Source organism: Paraburkholderia sp. IMGN_8, assembly GCF_038050405.1.
Lineage (GTDB): Bacteria > Pseudomonadota > Gammaproteobacteria > Burkholderiales > Burkholderiaceae > Paraburkholderia.
In genome coordinates this window covers 3900062-3915385 of sequence record NZ_CP150901.1, presented here as the reverse complement: position 1 = coordinate 3915385, position 15324 = coordinate 3900062, and the positions used below count along the sequence as shown (strand labels likewise).

The following is a 15324-nucleotide window of genomic DNA, read 5'->3' as shown; positions in this document are numbered from 1 at the left end:
TTGAAGTGGCCGCGCGCCACGCTGGAACGATCATGACTGACACTTCCGTAGCATCTGCCACCGCACAGCAGCCGACGCTGCAAGGCTACCTGCGCAGCGATGGCCGCAAAGGCATCCGCAACGTGGTCGCGGTGGCGTATCTGGTCGAGTGCGCGCACCACGTCGCGCGCGAGATCGTCACGCAGTTTCGCGAGCCGCTGGATGCATTCGATAATCTTTCTGCCGAGCGTGAGCCGCCGGTGCATCTGATCGGCTTTCCCGGCTGCTATCCGAACGGTTACGCCGAGAAAATGCTTGAGCGTCTCACCACGCACCCGAATGTGGGCGCGGTGCTGTTCGTGTCGCTCGGTTGCGAGAGCATGAACAAGCACTATCTGGCGGACGTGGTGCGCGCGAGCGGCCGTCCCGTCGAAATACTGACGATTCAGGAAAAAGGCGGCACACGCAGCACGATTCAATACGGGGTCGACTGGATTCGCGACGCGCGCAAGCAGCTCGCCGCGCAACAGAAAGTGCCGATGGCGCTGAGCGAGCTGGTGATCGGCACGATCTGCGGCGGCTCGGACGGCACCAGCGGCATCACCGCGAATCCGGCTGTGGGCCGCGCGTTCGATCATCTGATCGACGCGGGCGCCACCTGCATCTTCGAAGAAACCGGCGAACTGGTGGGTTGCGAATTTCATATGAAAACGCGCGCGGCGCGACCCGATCTCGGCGACGCAATCGTCGCGTGCGTGGCGAAGGCGGCGCGCTATTACTCGATTCTCGGGCATGGCAGCTTCGCGGTCGGCAATGCGGACGGCGGCCTGACTACGCAGGAAGAGAAATCTTTAGGCGCGTATGCCAAAAGCGGCGCGTCGCCGATTGTCGGCATCGTCAAACCGGGCGATGTGCCGCCGACCGGTGGCCTTTATCTGCTCGATGTCGTGCCGGACGGCGAACCGCGCTTCGGCTTTCCGAACATCAGCGACAACGCGGAAATCGGCGAATTGATCGCATGCGGCGCGCATGTGATTCTGTTCACCACCGGCCGGGGCTCGGTGGTCGGCTCGGCGATTTCGCCGGTTATCAAGGTGTGCGCGAATCCGGCGACGTATCGCAATCTGGCCGGCGATATGGATGTCGATGCGGGCCGCATTCTCGAAGGACGCGGCACGCTCGACGAAGTCGGCCGCGAAGTATTCGAGCAAACGGTGGCGGTGTCCCGAGGCGCGGCATCGAAATCGGAGATGCTCGGGCATCAGGAATTCATTCTGACTTACAAGACCTTCGAACCGGTCGGCCCGGCGTGCTTGCCGTCGAGCGCTGCAGCGCCGCATCGGGTTGTCGCGATCGAGGCGCACTGAGCAGATCGGTCCACGAACGCGCTGGGCAAACCTCGTCCGCGCGTGCTAAAACACGTTTAATCACAGGAGACGCGGTCAATGACGGCAACGATCGGTTCGAAGATCGGGCAGCGGCGCGGCATCGGCCGCCGCGCGCTGCAAGTGAGCGGATTGGGGCTCGGTACGGCGCCACTGGGCGGCCTTTACCGCGATCTGTCCGATGACGAAGCGCACGCAACGATCGCCGCCGCGTGGGACACGGGCGTGCGTTACTTCGATACCGCGCCGCATTACGGCCATACGAAAGCCGAGCATCGTCTGGGCGACGCGTTGCGCTGCTATCCGCGCAGCGAGTTCGTGCTGTCCACCAAAGTGGGGCGCCGCTTCGTGCCGCGCACCACGCCCTACGACGGCAGCGAAGGCTGGCAAAACCCGCTGCCGTTCGAAGCGATCTACGACTACACGCACGACGGCATTCTGCGGTCGTTCGAAGACAGCCAGCAGCGCCTGGGCATCGTCGATATCGACATCCTGCTGGTGCACGATATCGGCCGTGTCACGCACGGCGACAAGAATCCCCATTACTGGCGGCAACTGACCGAAGGTGGCGGCTTTCGCGCGCTCGACGAGTTGCGTTCATCGGGTGCGGTTAAGGCGGTCGGGCTCGGCGTCAACGAAGGCGCGGTAATACTCGACGCGATGGCGGAGTTCGATATCGATTGCGCGTTGCTCGCGGGCCGTTATACGCTGCTCGAACAGACCACCCTCGACGACCTGCTGCCGGCATGCGAAAAGCGCGGCGTCAGCATCCTGTTAGGCGGCGCGTTCAATTCGGGCATTCTGGCGCGCGGCGTCGAAGGCGATCTGAAATTCAACTACGGCGATGCGCCGCGCGAAGTGGTCGAGCGCGTCGCACGGCTGGAAGCGGTGTGCCGCGTGCATGGCGTGCCGCTTGCCGCCGCAGCCTTGCAATTTCCCTATGCGCATCCGGCGGTCGCCACCGTGCTGACCGGCGCGCGCAGTGCCGATGAATTGCGCGAGAACGTGGCGTCGTTCGAGCAGCCGATCCCCGCGGCGTTGTGGTCCGCGTTGCGCGACGAGGGCTTGCTCGACCGCCGCGCGCCCGCGCCGGAGGATTGACTGACGATGCATATCGACGCCCACCAGCACTATTGGGACCCCGCGCGCGGCGATTACGAGTGGCTCACACCGGAACTGAAAACCCTGTATCGCCCGTTTGGCCCCGCCGACCTCGCACCGTTGCGCGACAGAGCGGGAATCGAGCGAACGGTGGTAGTGCAGGCGGCACCGACCATCGATGAAACGCGTTACTTGCTGGATATTGCGCGCCATGAGCCGTCGATTGCGGGCGTGGTCGGTTGGGTGCCGTTGTTGTTGCCGACTGCGCCGGACGTGATCGATGCCTTCGCGCATGAGCCGAAGTTCAAAGGCGTGCGGCCGATGTTGCAGGATTTGCCTGACAATACGTGGATCGCCAACCCCGATCTCACCCCCGCGATTGAAGCCCTGATCGCACACGATCTTGCGTTCGACGCGCTGATTTACGCGCGCCACGTCGAGCACTTCGAAACCTTCGCGACGCGCTTTCCGGCGCTGCGCATCGTCGTCGACCATGGTGCGAAGCCGCCGATCCGTTACGCTCGCGCGGGTTGGCAAACATGGGCCGACGCGATCACGCGGCTCGCAGCGTTGCCGCACGTGCATTGCAAGCTGTCGGGGCTCGTTACGGAGGCAGCACCTGGCTGGACCGAAGAAACCTTGCAGCCGTATGTCGATCATCTGCTGGCGTCGTTCGGTCCAGCGCGTTTGATGTGGGGCAGCGACTGGCCGGTGCTCGATCTGAACGGCGACTATCTGTTGTGGCATTCGGTGGCGAACACCTTGCTCGCGTCCTTGAGCGACGGCGAGCGCGAGGCGGTTTTCGGCGGCAACGCCGCCGCGTTTTATCGACTTTGACGCGATGAAGACGGGTCGCGAAGACAAGAGAAGCCCATTCAACTGGAGTCGTAGATGACACAAAGACTGGCCGGCAAAACGGCCCTGATCACCGCGGCGGGACAAGGCATCGGTCTCGCCACCGCGGAGCTATACGCACGCGAAGGCGCGCGCGTGATCGCCACCGATATCCGCATCGACGGGCTCGCCGGCAAGCCGGTCGAAGCGCGCAAGCTCGACGTGCGCGACGACGCGGCGATCAAGGCGCTGTCCGCCGAACTCGGCGCGATCGACGTGCTGTTCAATTGCGCGGGCTTTGTGCACGCCGGTACGATTCTCGAATGCAGCGAAGAAGATTGGGACTTCGCGTTCGACCTGAATGTGAAGGCGATGTACCGCACGATCCGTGCGTTCTTGCCGGCCATGCTGGAAAAGGGCGGCGGCTCGATCATCAATATGTCGTCGGCGGCGTCGAGCGTGAAGGGCGTGCCGAACCGCTTTGCGTACAGCGCGTCGAAAGCCGCGGTGATCGGTCTGACGAAGTCCGTTGCTGCGGACTTCATCACGCGTGGTGTACGCTGTAACGCGATCTGCCCGGGCACGGTGGCTTCGCCGTCGCTCGAACAGCGGATCGCCGAGCAGGCTCGGGCGCAAGGCGTGACGCTCGACGTCGTGCAGGCGGCCTTTGTCGCGCGTCAGCCGATGGGCCGTGTCGGCAAGCCCGAAGAGATCGCCGCGCTGGCGCTGTATCTCGCGTCCGACGAATCGTCGTTTACCACCGGTCACGCGCATGTGATCGACGGCGGCTGGTCGAACTGACGCACACTGAATATCACTGAAAAAGGACGTGTCAGGATGAAACTGCTTCGTTATGGGCCGAAAGGTCAGGAAAAGCCGGGCTTGCTCGACGCGCAGGGCAAGATTCGCGATCTGTCGAAAGTGGTCGCCGATATCGACGGCGCCGCGCTGACCGCTGAAGGTCTCGCCAAACTGCGCGCGGTCGATCCGGCTTCGCTGCCGCTGGTCGAAGGCAATCCGCGTCTCGGCCCGTGCGTCGGCAAGATCGGCAAGTTCATCTGCATTGGGCTGAACTATGCGGATCATGCGGCGGAATCGAATCTGCCGGTGCCGGCCGAGCCGGTGATTTTCAACAAGTGGACGAGCGCGATCAGCGGCCCGCACGACGACGTCGAAATTCCGCGCGGCTCGCAAAAGACCGACTGGGAAGTCGAACTCGGCGTGGTGATCGGCAAGCCGGCGAAATACGTCGACGAAGCCAACGCGCTCGATTACGTCGCCGGTTATTGCGTGATCAATGACGTGTCGGAACGCGAATGGCAGATCGAGCGCGGCGGCACGTGGGATAAGGGCAAGGGCTTCGATACGTTCGGCCCGATCGGCCCGTGGGTCGTCACGCGCGACGAAGTTGCGGATCCGCAGAACCTGAGCCTGTGGCTCGAAGTGGACGGCCATCGCTATCAGAACGGCAGCACGAAGACGATGGTGTTCGGCGTCGCGAAGCTGGTGTCGTATGTGTCGCAGTGCATGAGCCTGCAACCGGGCGACGTGATTTCGACCGGCACGCCGCCGGGCGTCGGCATGGGCGTGAAGCCGAATCCGGTGTATCTGAAGCCGGGACAGACGATCCGTCTGGGTATCGAAGGCTTAGGCGAGCAGACGCAGAAGACTTATGCGGCGGAGTGAGTGGCGGGTGTAGTCGAAAGGTGTTGATGATGAAAAAGGGCCGTTCCCGCGTCGAGCAGGAACGGCCTTTTTTTATGACCCCGTTCTTGGCGGGAGCGTTCAGGCGGGTTCACACACGCTGAGCTTTGAGCAGCTGCGCAAGCCCGGCGTCAGCGAGGATACGCACGTGCTGCGTGGTGGTGGCGGGCGCGATGCCGAGTGAGCAACCGGCTTTACGGCGGTGCGGTTATGACTAGCGGCCGCCGCGCGTTTAACCCGCCGGTTCGTGCTCGCTGCTATCACTGATCCGATTGACCGTGCCTTGCGCAACCGCAACAAGCTTCTCGCGATTGCCGTCCATCACGTACACGTTGCATTGGCAGGTCGCCTGAGTCTGACCCGCGTAGATGACCTTGGCGCGCGCGATCAGCGTGCCGTTGATCGCCGGCCGCAGATAGTTGATCTTGTACTCGCCGGTCACGACCTTCGGTCCCAGCGATAACGCGCCGGCGAACGTCAGCGCGTTGTCGGCGAGATAGCTGATGACGCCGCCATGCACGAAGCCATGCTGCTGCCGCAGTTCGTCGCGGATCGGCAGAGACAGCGTCAGTTCGCTGGTGCCCGTGTGCATCAACTCGGCGCCAAGCAGCATGCTGAACGGCTGGGCATGCAGTGCGCCGCGCGCCCGGTCGAGGAGGTCGGTCATCTTGATTCCTTCGGGCATGGCCCGCGGTGGCATCTGCACTGGCGTGCGTTGTGCAGTCCCTACCCACTCTAGGAAGCCTGTGTGCACGGCGTCAAGGTGATTCGGAAAAATCCGCCACACATTGTTGTGCAAAACGACCGCAATTGTGAAGTTGGCCGATAAAAAGGGGACGTAAGGCGATTTTTAGGGAAATTGATCTCAAGACACGCCTGGCGTCGCCGTTAACCCGAAGGTAGCTCCCTGCCATTCTTTTGCAATTCAGGTGTTAACGATGTTCAGCAAGATCAAGGTTGCATCCGGCCTGTTATGTGTCCTGGCCGCGTTCTGCGTGTTCCAGCTTGTGACCGTCGGCCTGGGGTTCTGGTCGCTCACGCGCACTCACGACGACGTGGGCGATCTGTCGAATATCGCGTTGAAGCAGGTCGATGCAGTCAATGAAACGACGCAACATCTGATGGATGCCCGTATCAACCTGTCGCGCGCCGGTACGCGGATGGTGCGCGGCGGCGCCGAGCCGGCCGACATCGTGCAGCACGCCCGTGAACAACTGACGGCCGCCGATCAGTCATTCGCCGCTTTCATGAGCGCGCAGAAGACCAGCGACGAAAACAGCGCCCGCGCCACGGCGTTGGCCGAGCGCTATAAAAAGCTGCACGACGCGCTCGCGGAGCTGGTGCAGTTCCTCGACTCGAACAATATCCAGGCGTTTCTCGACCAGCCGACCCAGTCGTTCCAGGACGCCTACCTCGCGGAGTCGCACAACTTCGTGCAGTTCGGCGACGCGGCGAGCCGCGCGTCGCTCGATTCGATCGACGCCCGCATGGCGATGTTCCGCGGCGTCAGCATCGCCATTCTGCTGTTGCTGGTAGTGGGCACGTTTGCGGTTTATATGGCGTTGCGCCGGGGCGTGGTGGCGCCGCTCGAAGAAGCTGGCCGTCACTTCGAGCGCATCGCGCTGGGCCGCCTCAACCAGCCGATCGCGTCGCGCGGCACTAATGAAATCGGGCGTCTCTTCTCCGGCCTCGCGAAAATGCAGGCGAGCGTCGCGCGCACCGTGCAGACCGTGCGCGAATCCGCCGACTCGATCCACCTGGGCGCCGACGAAATCGCCACCGGCAACGCCGATCTGTCCGCGCGCACCGAAAACCAGGCGGCATCGCTCGAAGAAACCGCGTCGAGCATGGAAGAGCTGACCGCCACCGTGCGCCAGAACGCCGAGCACGCCCGCGAAGCCAACGCGCTCGCCGAGACGGCGCTCGATGCGACCTCGCGCGGCAGCGAAGTGGTCAACGAAGTGGTCGTGAAGATGCGCGGCATCGCGCAAAGCTCGGACAAGATCGCCGAGATCATTTCGGTGATCGACGGCATTGCGTTCCAGACCAATATCCTCGCGTTGAACGCGGCCGTCGAAGCGGCCCGCGCGGGCGAACAGGGCCGCGGCTTCGCGGTGGTAGCGGGCGAGGTGCGGGGGCTGGCCCAGCGCAGCGCGCAGTCGGCCAAGGAAATCAAGACCTTGATCAGCGAATCGGTTGCCGAGATTCAGGGCGGTTCGATGCTGGTCGAGCATGCCGGCGAGGCCATGAGCAACGTTTCGGCATCGATTTCACGCGTCACGCAGATGATGGCCGAGATCAGCGCGTCGTCGCTCGAGCAGAGCACGGGCATCGAACAGGTCAATCAGGCAGTGGTGCAGATGGATGAGATGACGCAGCAGAATGCGGCGCTCGTCGAAGAGGCGGCGGCAGCGGCGGCTTCGCTGCACCAGCAGACGCAGCAACTGAAGCAGGCCGTGTCCGTGTTCGAAATTTCGGAAACTGTGTTGCGCACGCAACACATTGATGACATGCGCGGCCAGGCTGCGGCGTTTTCGCTGTCGGAAGTGCGGGCGATTTAAGCCGTGCAAGCGCCTGGAAAAATGGCGTTCGCCAATGAAAATGGCCCGCGCGAGCGGGCCATTTTGCTTTAGACGCAAGCGCCTAAGGGTGCCAGGCGTACCTGAGGGTACTTAGGCCGGCTGGATGTTCGCAGCCTGCTTGCCCTTCGGGCCTTGCTTAACTTCAAACGTCACCTTCTGGTTTTCTTGCAGCGACTTGAAGCCGCTACCTTGAACTTCCGAAAAGTGCGCGAACAGGTCTTCGCCACCGTCGTCCGGCGTGATGAAGCCAAAGCCCTTTGCATCGTTAAACCACTTCACAGTACCTGTTGCCATTTTTAATCCAGTAAATGTTGTGTGTTGCATTCGCGACCGCTATTTCTCAACACGAGATCGAGCGCGAAGTACGAGTTGTATCACGTCTTTATGATGGACGCCAATCAACAAGTATTCGGGTATTCCCCCGATAGCCCCGTTTTGAGCCCTTCGAGGCATTTTGAAGGGGTGCCCCGGCCGGTAGGGTAAACTGGTTGTATTACTCTTCCAGGAAAAACATTGACACATTATTTGCAAGAAGAACTTACATCGTTCTGGAGTCGTTTGACCCCCTATCTCGCGATATTGGAGTCTAAATCACCTCAAGAAGGCGCCCTGGATCCGGTCGGCCGAATTACCGTCGACACCGAAGATCACCAGGCTTTCGCCCTTCACACCACCGACCAGAAGCCGCACGGCGACACGTCGGACACCCCCACCGGAAAAAGCGCGACCTTCACGCGATTTAAAACGGCCAACGCCGATTGGGGACCCTGGCAGCGCGAAGAGTATTGATCGACCGGCCGGTCGGCTGAACCGGCCGCGTCCGGTTCATTGACGGCGCTCAGCTCAGCCCGGCAGCGCCTCGTAGGCCGTTGCAAGGTGATAGGGCGTGGTCGACGGCATGTCGGCCCTCGCCACTTCACCCGCCGGTGTCTTGCATTCGAACCAGCCTTGCGGACGCAGAAAGCGCTGCTGGAAACGTTCGATCTGGCCCGGTAGCGCGGCGAGTGCAGCCGGGTCGTCGTGGCTCGCCAGTGCGCGCAGATATTCGGTTTGCGCCCAGATCCGCTGGGTGGCGTCCTTGATCCGGCCGGTTTCGTCGAGCGACGCGCAAACGCCGCCGGTGTCTTTATCCACGCCGTATTGCTGCGCAAAGCTGAACGCGCGCGTGAGTGCTTCGTTGAGACCCGAGGCCTCAAACAGAGCGCCCCCGCGTTTCACCAGCCAGAACCATTCGAACTGATGCCCCGGCTCCAAACGGTTGTCGTCGGCGCCCAGCGGCAACTCGGCGACGCAGCCGGTCGGCGCATGCACGAAATGACGCGCGACGGCGCCGGCAAGGCGGCTCAACGCGGCGTCGAAGGCGGCGTCGTGCGTCGCTTCGCGGGCCGCCAGCCAGGCCTCGGTCAAATGCATCAGCGGATTCTGGATCGGCGTGCCGGTCACGGCGGCGAAGTCGGCGTCCAAAGCGGCGTTGAAAAGATCGCCGTCGGCGGCAAAACGCGACTGAATCAGTGTCGACGTGCGATGCACGACTTCCAGCGCGTCGCGATTTCCGGAACGGCGGCCATATTCCGCGCACGCGAATACGACGAACGCGTGGGTGTACAAATCTTTGGTGGTGTCGAGCGGCGCGCCTTGCGCATCGACGCTATAGATCCATCCACCGTGGCGTGTGTCCTGAAACGTGTGCACCAGCGCGTCGAACAGCACCTGTGCATGCGCCGCATCGCCGGCTTGCGAAAACACGAACAATTGTCGCGCGCAAGCCATCGCGCGGTAGCGTGCGGCGGGAAGCGGTTGATGATCGTCGGCGCTGACCGCTTCGTACGGCAGCTTCAACTCAGTGTTGAAACCCGGCCCGCGCCAGAGCGGCAGCACCACCCGGGCGAAGTGATCGCGCAACGTGGCAGCCAGGGAGATCGCCGAAGCGGCGGAAGGGTTCATGCTTTGCATAGTTCAGTTCTTCAAACGCTGTAATTCGAAACGCCCATTGATTCAGGCCATTCGGCGTGCGGCCAAGCATAAAGCAAACGCGTGCTGCTGGCACGCTCGTGCAGACGCGCAATACGCTTCGAATCATGTCGGCTCGGCGCTCGCTATTCATGATTGTGTCGGCATGTGGGTTCGCCGCAGTGTCGTCCGGCGTCCGGCCAACATGTCGTGCTCGATCCGGCGCGGATGGGTGCGCAGGTAGTGCCAGGCATTGAATACGACGCGAACTGCGAACGCTTGCGTCAACTGCTCGGCGTCAAGCCGTTCCGGCCAGACGGGGAGCCGTCTTAAAATTGGCAAATCGTCGGCGAATGGCTTCGGCAGGTGCATGCGGCCATGCGACAATGCGGTCTCGAAAAATTCCAATGGTATTGACGAGCGGTGCTCGGCGCCCGCTTTTTGGCGACGACCGCTTTTTTCTCTATGGCAGATTCCGCAGCATCCACGCAGTCCCGGCCTCCGCGCGCCGCTTCAAAGAAACGGCGCCAGGCCACCGTCTCGACCGAAACCGAAAACAAGCTGGCGCGCGCCGCGCGCTCAGCACAACGCCTCGCGCAACTGAGCGACGCTTCGCGCGACGATAGTACGCTCGACCTGTTCCCTGACGATCCCACCCGCGCCACACTCGAAGCGATGAACATCGACGTGCGGCAAGGCACGCTGCATGGTTTCGAATTACCCGATGTGGTGCTGGCGGCGGTCGGCGCGATCGATGCCGATAGCGTGTCGTCGGACGCGAAAGCGGCGCGCCGCGCGTCTCGCGCTGCGAAGTCCGATGAACCGGCCTCGGTCAACGCAGAGTTGAGCGGGCTGACCGCGCAGGCTGAGGCGACATTGCCGCTGGACGAATTGGCTTTTGCCGAAGCGAAGCCGGCCGCCGAGGCCGCTGTCGAAGAAAAACCCGCAGCAGCGCCGCTCACGTCCGCGATGGCAGCGGCGACCGTGGCGCGCAGTGTGACCGCGCTGCGTCAAGCGGGCGAGCCGGGTGCGTCGGCGGATACCGGTTCCGCGACCACAGCTGGCGGCGAACCGTCCGTGCCGCTGCAGCGCTTTGCGGCGACTTTCGCCAAGGCGACAACGGCTTCGCGCGAAGCGGCTGTGGCCGAAGCCGCTAATGCCACAACGGAGCGCACTTCGCCTGAAAGCGGCGCTGTGGCAGCCGCCGAGCCGAAGTCCGAAGGCCAGCCGTCGGGCAATGTGTCGGCGCAGGCCAACGCCGCGTTTGGCGCGCAGTTCAGGGCGGCCCAGCGCGCCGAAGCGGCTGCGGCGGCATTGCGTGTCGCGCCTGAACTCGACCGCGCGCGCGCAACCGCCTTCGCCGATACCGTCGATGCGCTGTATGGCGTGATCGCCGATCAACGCCGCGCCGCGACTGACCATTCACGCCGCATGAAATGGATGCTGTCGATCGTGGTCGGCGCGTTGCTGGTCACGGTTGCGATCGGTATCACGCAGACGGTGTTGCTGATGCGTCTGACGCGTGAAACCACGGCCCAGCAGCACCGTATCGAACAGATGATGCAAAACCAGCAAGCGGCCATGGCCAGCCTGCTCGACACCCACATGGCGATGGCCAACGCGGCGGCTGCAAATGCCGCTGCCGCCTCGTCGCCGGCCGCAACTCAGCAAGTCGCCAGTCCGTCCCGTGGCAAGCGCGGCGCGCGAACACAGCACGCGCACAAGCCACAAGCAGCCAATTCGCACTGATCTTCAATGATCGCCGCACCGGCGTCAGCTGGTCGCGGCGACTCATTTTGCCGCCCGCCTGGCCGGCGCTTCTCCCGCTCACCACGTTTCGCCGGATAGATGCCGTAAGGCGCCGCCCGCCGCCGGCTTCTCGCAAGTCAAATTCGCGTTTTACACTCTCGTTGCTGTTGCGAAGCCGGACCGGATACGCCAGCGCAATTTCTGACGGGAGCCACCATGCCGACCAGCGAGCACAAATATTCCATCGACGAATTGATCCGCGCACTTCTTCGCGATCAAGGCATTCATGAGGGGCACTGGGCGCTGAGCGTCGAGTTTTCGGCGTCGGGAACGTCGGTCAAGCCGCAGGACAATTCCGCGCGGACCCTGCCGGGCCTGATCGTGTCCGTCAATAACGCGACGCTGGTGCAGTCGGAGAGTGCGGCGGCAGGCACTGTCGACGCCGCCGTGGTCAACCCGCGCAAAAGCATGACGAGCGCGAAGCCGGCGCGAAGCCGGAAGCCGCAGTCCAGCACGCTCCAATAGGCGGCCGGTTTCGACCCTGAAAATGAAAGAAACGGGGTCGTTGTCATGATGCAACGCACCATGAACTTAAAGCCTGTGGCAACGCACCACGTTCGAAAAATTGCTGCATTGCACTAGCTTTTGCCTAGGGAAAACCCTATAATTCTTCTTAAGGGAAAACCCTAGCAAATTGCAGTAACCAACCGGGAGTCGCCATGAGCTTCATTTTTGCACTGTTCCAAAAGGTCAGCGACCTCTTTGCGTCGCCCCATCTGCCGCTGGATTCGGACTACTCGTACGAAGCGCGTAGCCGCGAAGCACAGCGTGTGCGCCAAGCGCAGGCTACGTTGTTCGGCGTCAAGCTGACCGACTAAACAGCCACGTTGTACAGCCTGAGCGCGGATCACCGCGCATAGGTGCACACCTCGAGTGCGCCTCGCCTTATTGAAGCCACTGCCCGCTAAACGCGTGCCGTGGCTTTTGTTTTTCTGGCTGCATGCTCGCCGAATGTCTGATCTGTCCGAATATTTCCCCGCCGAAATGAATGTAACGGCGCCTGACATGGCGCCGCTGCGCGACGCTGCCATTCCGGCGCGCATGACGCTATAGACCGGCGGCGAAGGCAAAAAAGCGCGCTGTTCACTGCTCCCCGTGTATGAAATGTACGCTTACAAGTGCTCACGTCTTCACGCGGTTTGCGTCGCTAAAGTTCGTCTCAAGCGTACGGCGTCTGGTCTGAACCTGAATTTGCAGTCCAAGGTCGACCGAATACGGACGCCGGCTTGACACAAAACTTTGCCTGGGAGGTCACTATGAAAACCTTTAACAAGACGTCGCGTTCGATTCTCGCTACCCTGCTGGCCAGTGGTGCTTTGCTCGCCGCCGGTAGCGCCTTTGCACAGGAGCGCGTCGTTGTCGAAAACGGGCCGGGTCCCGCGGTTCACGGTCAGCCGCACGTGATGCCGGTGGACGTCTCGATCAATATCGGCTGGCATGGCGATCGTTACTACGACGGCCATCGCTACTGGGAACATGACGAGTGGATGCGCCGTCATCCGCACGACGACGATCCGCGTCACCACGGCCGCGACGATCATCGCCCGCCGCCGTCCCCGCGTGACTGATGCGCGGATGACGGCGCCGCTCGACGCGGCGTGAAGTCCACGAAGCCGGTCTTTCCTCATGGAAGACCGGCTTTGTCACGTTCGGCGTTGGAAACAGGCGTGCTGCGCTATGCTTGAAAGTTTTCATCGAAGGCAGCAGGAGAGCGGCGTGGACAAGGCAGTCATAGGCGTAGTGGGCACGGGACTGATGGGCGTCGGCATCGCGACGCAAAGCGCATTGCACGGGCATCGGACGATCGTTCATGACGTCGATCCGGCGCGCCTCGCAAGCGTTGCGCCGAAAGCGGAAGCGGTACTCGACGAACTGATCGACGCCGGACGGATCGACAAAGCCGCCAAACAGGCGGCGCTCGCGCGCATCGAGACGCACGCGGAACTCGACGTGATGGCGTCGGCGCAATTCGTGATCGAGGCGATTCCCGAGGTGCTCGAACTGAAGCATCGCTTATATGCGTCGCTAGCCGCGTTGATGTCCGACGACGCGATTCTCGCGAGCAACACCAGCGGCTTTCCGCCCGACCAACTGGTTGCTCCGTTGCGCGCGAAGGAGCGTTTCCTGATCGCGCATTTCTGGAATCCGCCGCACATGATTCCGCTCGTCGAAGTGGTGCCTGGCACTGCGACTTTGCCGGAAGTGACCGAGCAGACCGCCGCGCTGATGAGCGTGATCGGCATGGAGCCGGTGGTGCTGGCCAAGGCGATTCCGGGTTTCGTCGGTAACCGGCTGCAGTTCGCGGTGCTGCGCGAGGCGCTGAACATCGTGCGCTCGGGAGCGGCCACGCCGGATGTGGTCGATCGCGTGATGAAGGCGTCGTTGGGGCGCCGCTGGGGCATTGTCGGGCCGCTCGAAGGCGCGGATCTCGGCGGCCTCGATACGTTCCTCGACATCTCGACGCATTTGATGCCGGAACTCGCCAAAGATGAAGACATGCTCGATCTGCTGCGCGCGCAGGTCGACGCCGGACGGGTCGGCGTGCGCAACGGCGCGGGCTTTTACGATTGGGACGATGCGCATCTCGCGCAGGTCAAGGAAGGGCGCAAGCGGGTGATCAGCCGCGGGTGAAGTGTGGGGGGAGCGAGCCATCAACAATGTGGCTGCTCGTCCCCAGGCAGCACACACGCGACTGCGGTATAACCACCTTTCCCGACCCACAACGCCTAACCGCACCAATCATGTCCCACTACTTCTACGATCCCGCCGCCGGCCACGGTCTCCCGCATGACCCATTCAAGGCAATCGTCGCGCCGCGGCTGATCGGCTGGATTTCGTCACGCGACACCGAAGGCGCGCTGAATCTCGCGCCGTACAGCTTCTTCGGCGCGTTCGCTTCGTTTCCACCGATCATCGGGTTTTGCAGCGAGGGCCGTAAGGATAGCGTCGCCAACATCGAAGCCACCGGCGAGTTCGTATGGAATCTCGCGAGCAAACCGCTCGCCGAGCAGATGAACCGCTCATCGGCGCCGGTCGCGCCCCACGTCGACGAATTCGAACTCGCGGGCCTCACGGCGGCGCCGGGCCGCAACGTAGCGGTGCCGCATGTCGCGGAGTCGCCGGCCGCGCTCGAATGCAAGCTGCTGCAAGTGGTGCGTTTGCATACGCTCGACGGCAAGCCGATGGACAATTATCTGTCGCTCGGCCAGGTGGTCGGCGTGCACATCAACGAAGCGTATCTGAAGGACGGTCTGTTCGACACGCACGCCGCGCAGCCGATCATGCGCGCCGGCTACCGCGCGGACTATGCTGAAATTGGCGCGATGTTCCAGATGTTCCGCCCGAGCGCGTAAACTTCAAATCAGGCATCAACTGTTTGAACCGCGTAGCCCAGTGCGGCGCGGCATGAACCGCATCGCGGTCGCGGAAAGCCAGGGCTCGGAAACTGGCCCGCTTGATGCTTGCAACCGACACTCCAACGCGTCGTTTTCAAGTACCGGCTCACTCTCGAGGAGCGCGATCATGTCTACCGAATTCGCTACGCAGTTCTCGCATGTCCGTCCGCAAGACACGCCCTACGTGGATCAGGGCTTACGCGACTTTTTTCTCTACCGCGATTTAGGCATTGCCCAGGCGACCGGCGGCAAGGTGCTCGCGCAACTCGTCAAGGCGAATCACGCACCAGAGCAAGGCACCGGCTGGCACCGTCATGAGGCCGATTTCCACATTGTGATCATGCTGAAGGGCTGGGCGCGCTTCATGTACGGCGACAAGGAAACACTCGTCGCCGCCGGCGATTGCGTGCACCAGGCGCCGGGCATCGTCCACTATCTGTTCGATTATTCGGAAGATATGGAGTACATCGAGATCGTTTCGCCGGCCGATTTCAAATCGATCGAAGTAGAAGGTCCGTGCGAAGTGCCGGCGGTGACGCCCTGGAAGAGCGTCGCGGCTTGAATAGAGTAGAGCCGCCGCAGTTG

Annotated in this window: 18 protein-coding genes; 14 read left to right on the top strand and 4 right to left on the bottom strand. The window is 62.5% G+C overall.

The genetic code is table 11. The features are described 5' to 3' along the window. Positions 1-32: 32 nt before the first annotated feature. The 5 genes from WN982_RS38670 to WN982_RS38650 all read left to right on the top strand — a co-directional run bounded on the left by WN982_RS38670 (position 33) and on the right by WN982_RS38650 (position 4985). Complete coding sequence (locus tag WN982_RS38670) at positions 33-1346, top strand: UxaA family hydrolase (RefSeq protein WP_341317219.1); 1314 nt, start codon at positions 33-35, stop codon at positions 1344-1346. Between the two features lie 78 nt (positions 1347-1424). Beyond that, positions 1425-2465 carry an aldo/keto reductase gene (locus tag WN982_RS38665; protein WP_341317218.1) on the top strand — a complete coding sequence of 347 codons (1041 nt, stop codon included), beginning with the start codon at positions 1425-1427 and terminating at the stop codon, positions 2463-2465. Between the two features lie 6 nt (positions 2466-2471). Next, positions 2472-3302 (top strand): amidohydrolase family protein, encoded by an 831-nt coding sequence (locus tag WN982_RS38660; RefSeq protein WP_341317217.1) that lies wholly within the window; start codon positions 2472-2474, stop codon positions 3300-3302. A 54-nt stretch (positions 3303-3356) separates the two neighbouring features. Beyond that, on the top strand, positions 3357-4100 hold the full coding sequence (locus WN982_RS38655; RefSeq protein ID WP_341317216.1) for an SDR family oxidoreductase: 744 nt from the start codon (positions 3357-3359) through the stop codon (positions 4098-4100). A gap of 36 nt (positions 4101-4136) precedes the next feature. Further along, positions 4137-4985, top strand: coding sequence for an ureidoglycolate lyase (locus WN982_RS38650; RefSeq protein WP_341317215.1), 849 nt, complete (start codon positions 4137-4139; stop codon positions 4983-4985). A gap of 250 nt (positions 4986-5235) precedes the next feature. On the opposite strand, the gene WN982_RS38645 is transcribed toward WN982_RS38650, so the two are convergent. Then, positions 5236-5670, bottom strand: coding sequence for a PaaI family thioesterase (locus WN982_RS38645; RefSeq protein WP_341317214.1), 435 nt, complete (start codon positions 5668-5670; stop codon positions 5236-5238). A 271-nt stretch (positions 5671-5941) separates the two neighbouring features. Here WN982_RS38645 and WN982_RS38640 point away from each other — a divergent pair, with 271 nt between their 5' ends. Beyond that, positions 5942-7564 carry a methyl-accepting chemotaxis protein gene (locus WN982_RS38640; protein ID WP_341317213.1) on the top strand — a complete coding sequence of 541 codons (1623 nt, stop codon included), beginning with the start codon at positions 5942-5944 and terminating at the stop codon, positions 7562-7564. Between the two features lie 111 nt (positions 7565-7675). Here the strand turns inward: WN982_RS38640 and WN982_RS38635 are convergent, their stop codons facing one another. Then, positions 7676-7879, bottom strand: a complete 204-nt coding sequence (locus WN982_RS38635; RefSeq protein ID WP_007178724.1) for a cold-shock protein — start codon at positions 7877-7879, stop codon at positions 7676-7678. Between the two features lie 219 nt (positions 7880-8098). Here WN982_RS38635 and WN982_RS38630 point away from each other — a divergent pair, with 219 nt between their 5' ends. Continuing rightward, positions 8099-8374, top strand: coding sequence for a hypothetical protein (locus WN982_RS38630; protein WP_341317212.1), 276 nt, complete (start codon positions 8099-8101; stop codon positions 8372-8374). A 54-nt stretch (positions 8375-8428) separates the two neighbouring features. Here WN982_RS38630 and WN982_RS38625 read toward each other — a convergent pair whose 3' ends face one another. Next, complete coding sequence (locus WN982_RS38625) at positions 8429-9538, bottom strand: AGE family epimerase/isomerase (protein ID WP_341317211.1); 1110 nt, start codon at positions 9536-9538, stop codon at positions 8429-8431. Positions 9539-9685: 147 nt separating this feature from the next. Next, a complete protein-coding gene (locus WN982_RS38620; RefSeq protein WP_341317210.1) occupies positions 9686-9943 on the bottom strand; it encodes a hypothetical protein in 258 nt (85 codons plus the stop codon). Between the two features lie 57 nt (positions 9944-10000). Between WN982_RS38620 and WN982_RS38615 the strand changes: the two genes are divergently transcribed. The 7 genes from WN982_RS38615 to WN982_RS38585 all read left to right on the top strand — a co-directional run bounded on the left by WN982_RS38615 (position 10001) and on the right by WN982_RS38585 (position 15301). After that, complete coding sequence (locus WN982_RS38615; RefSeq protein WP_341317209.1) at positions 10001-11284, top strand: hypothetical protein; 1284 nt, start codon at positions 10001-10003, stop codon at positions 11282-11284. Between the two features lie 216 nt (positions 11285-11500). Beyond that, entirely contained in the window at positions 11501-11809 is a 309-nt protein-coding gene (locus WN982_RS38610; protein ID WP_341317208.1) for a hypothetical protein, read from the top strand. Between the two features lie 194 nt (positions 11810-12003). Beyond that, positions 12004-12162, top strand: a complete 159-nt coding sequence (locus WN982_RS38605) for a hypothetical protein (RefSeq protein WP_341317207.1) — start codon at positions 12004-12006, stop codon at positions 12160-12162. A 438-nt stretch (positions 12163-12600) separates the two neighbouring features. Beyond that, positions 12601-12912 (top strand): hypothetical protein, encoded by a 312-nt coding sequence (locus tag WN982_RS38600; protein WP_341317206.1) that lies wholly within the window; start codon positions 12601-12603, stop codon positions 12910-12912. A gap of 109 nt (positions 12913-13021) precedes the next feature. Continuing rightward, positions 13022-13975: a 3-hydroxyacyl-CoA dehydrogenase family protein gene (locus tag WN982_RS38595; protein ID WP_341317205.1), complete on the top strand. Its 954-nt coding sequence runs from the start codon at positions 13022-13024 to the stop codon at positions 13973-13975. A gap of 110 nt (positions 13976-14085) precedes the next feature. Further along, on the top strand, positions 14086-14697 hold the full coding sequence (locus tag WN982_RS38590; RefSeq protein WP_341317204.1) for a flavin reductase family protein: 612 nt from the start codon (positions 14086-14088) through the stop codon (positions 14695-14697). Positions 14698-14866: 169 nt separating this feature from the next. Further along, positions 14867-15301: a cupin domain-containing protein gene (locus tag WN982_RS38585; RefSeq protein ID WP_341317203.1), complete on the top strand. Its 435-nt coding sequence runs from the start codon at positions 14867-14869 to the stop codon at positions 15299-15301. The last annotated feature ends 23 nt before the right edge of the window (positions 15302-15324 follow it).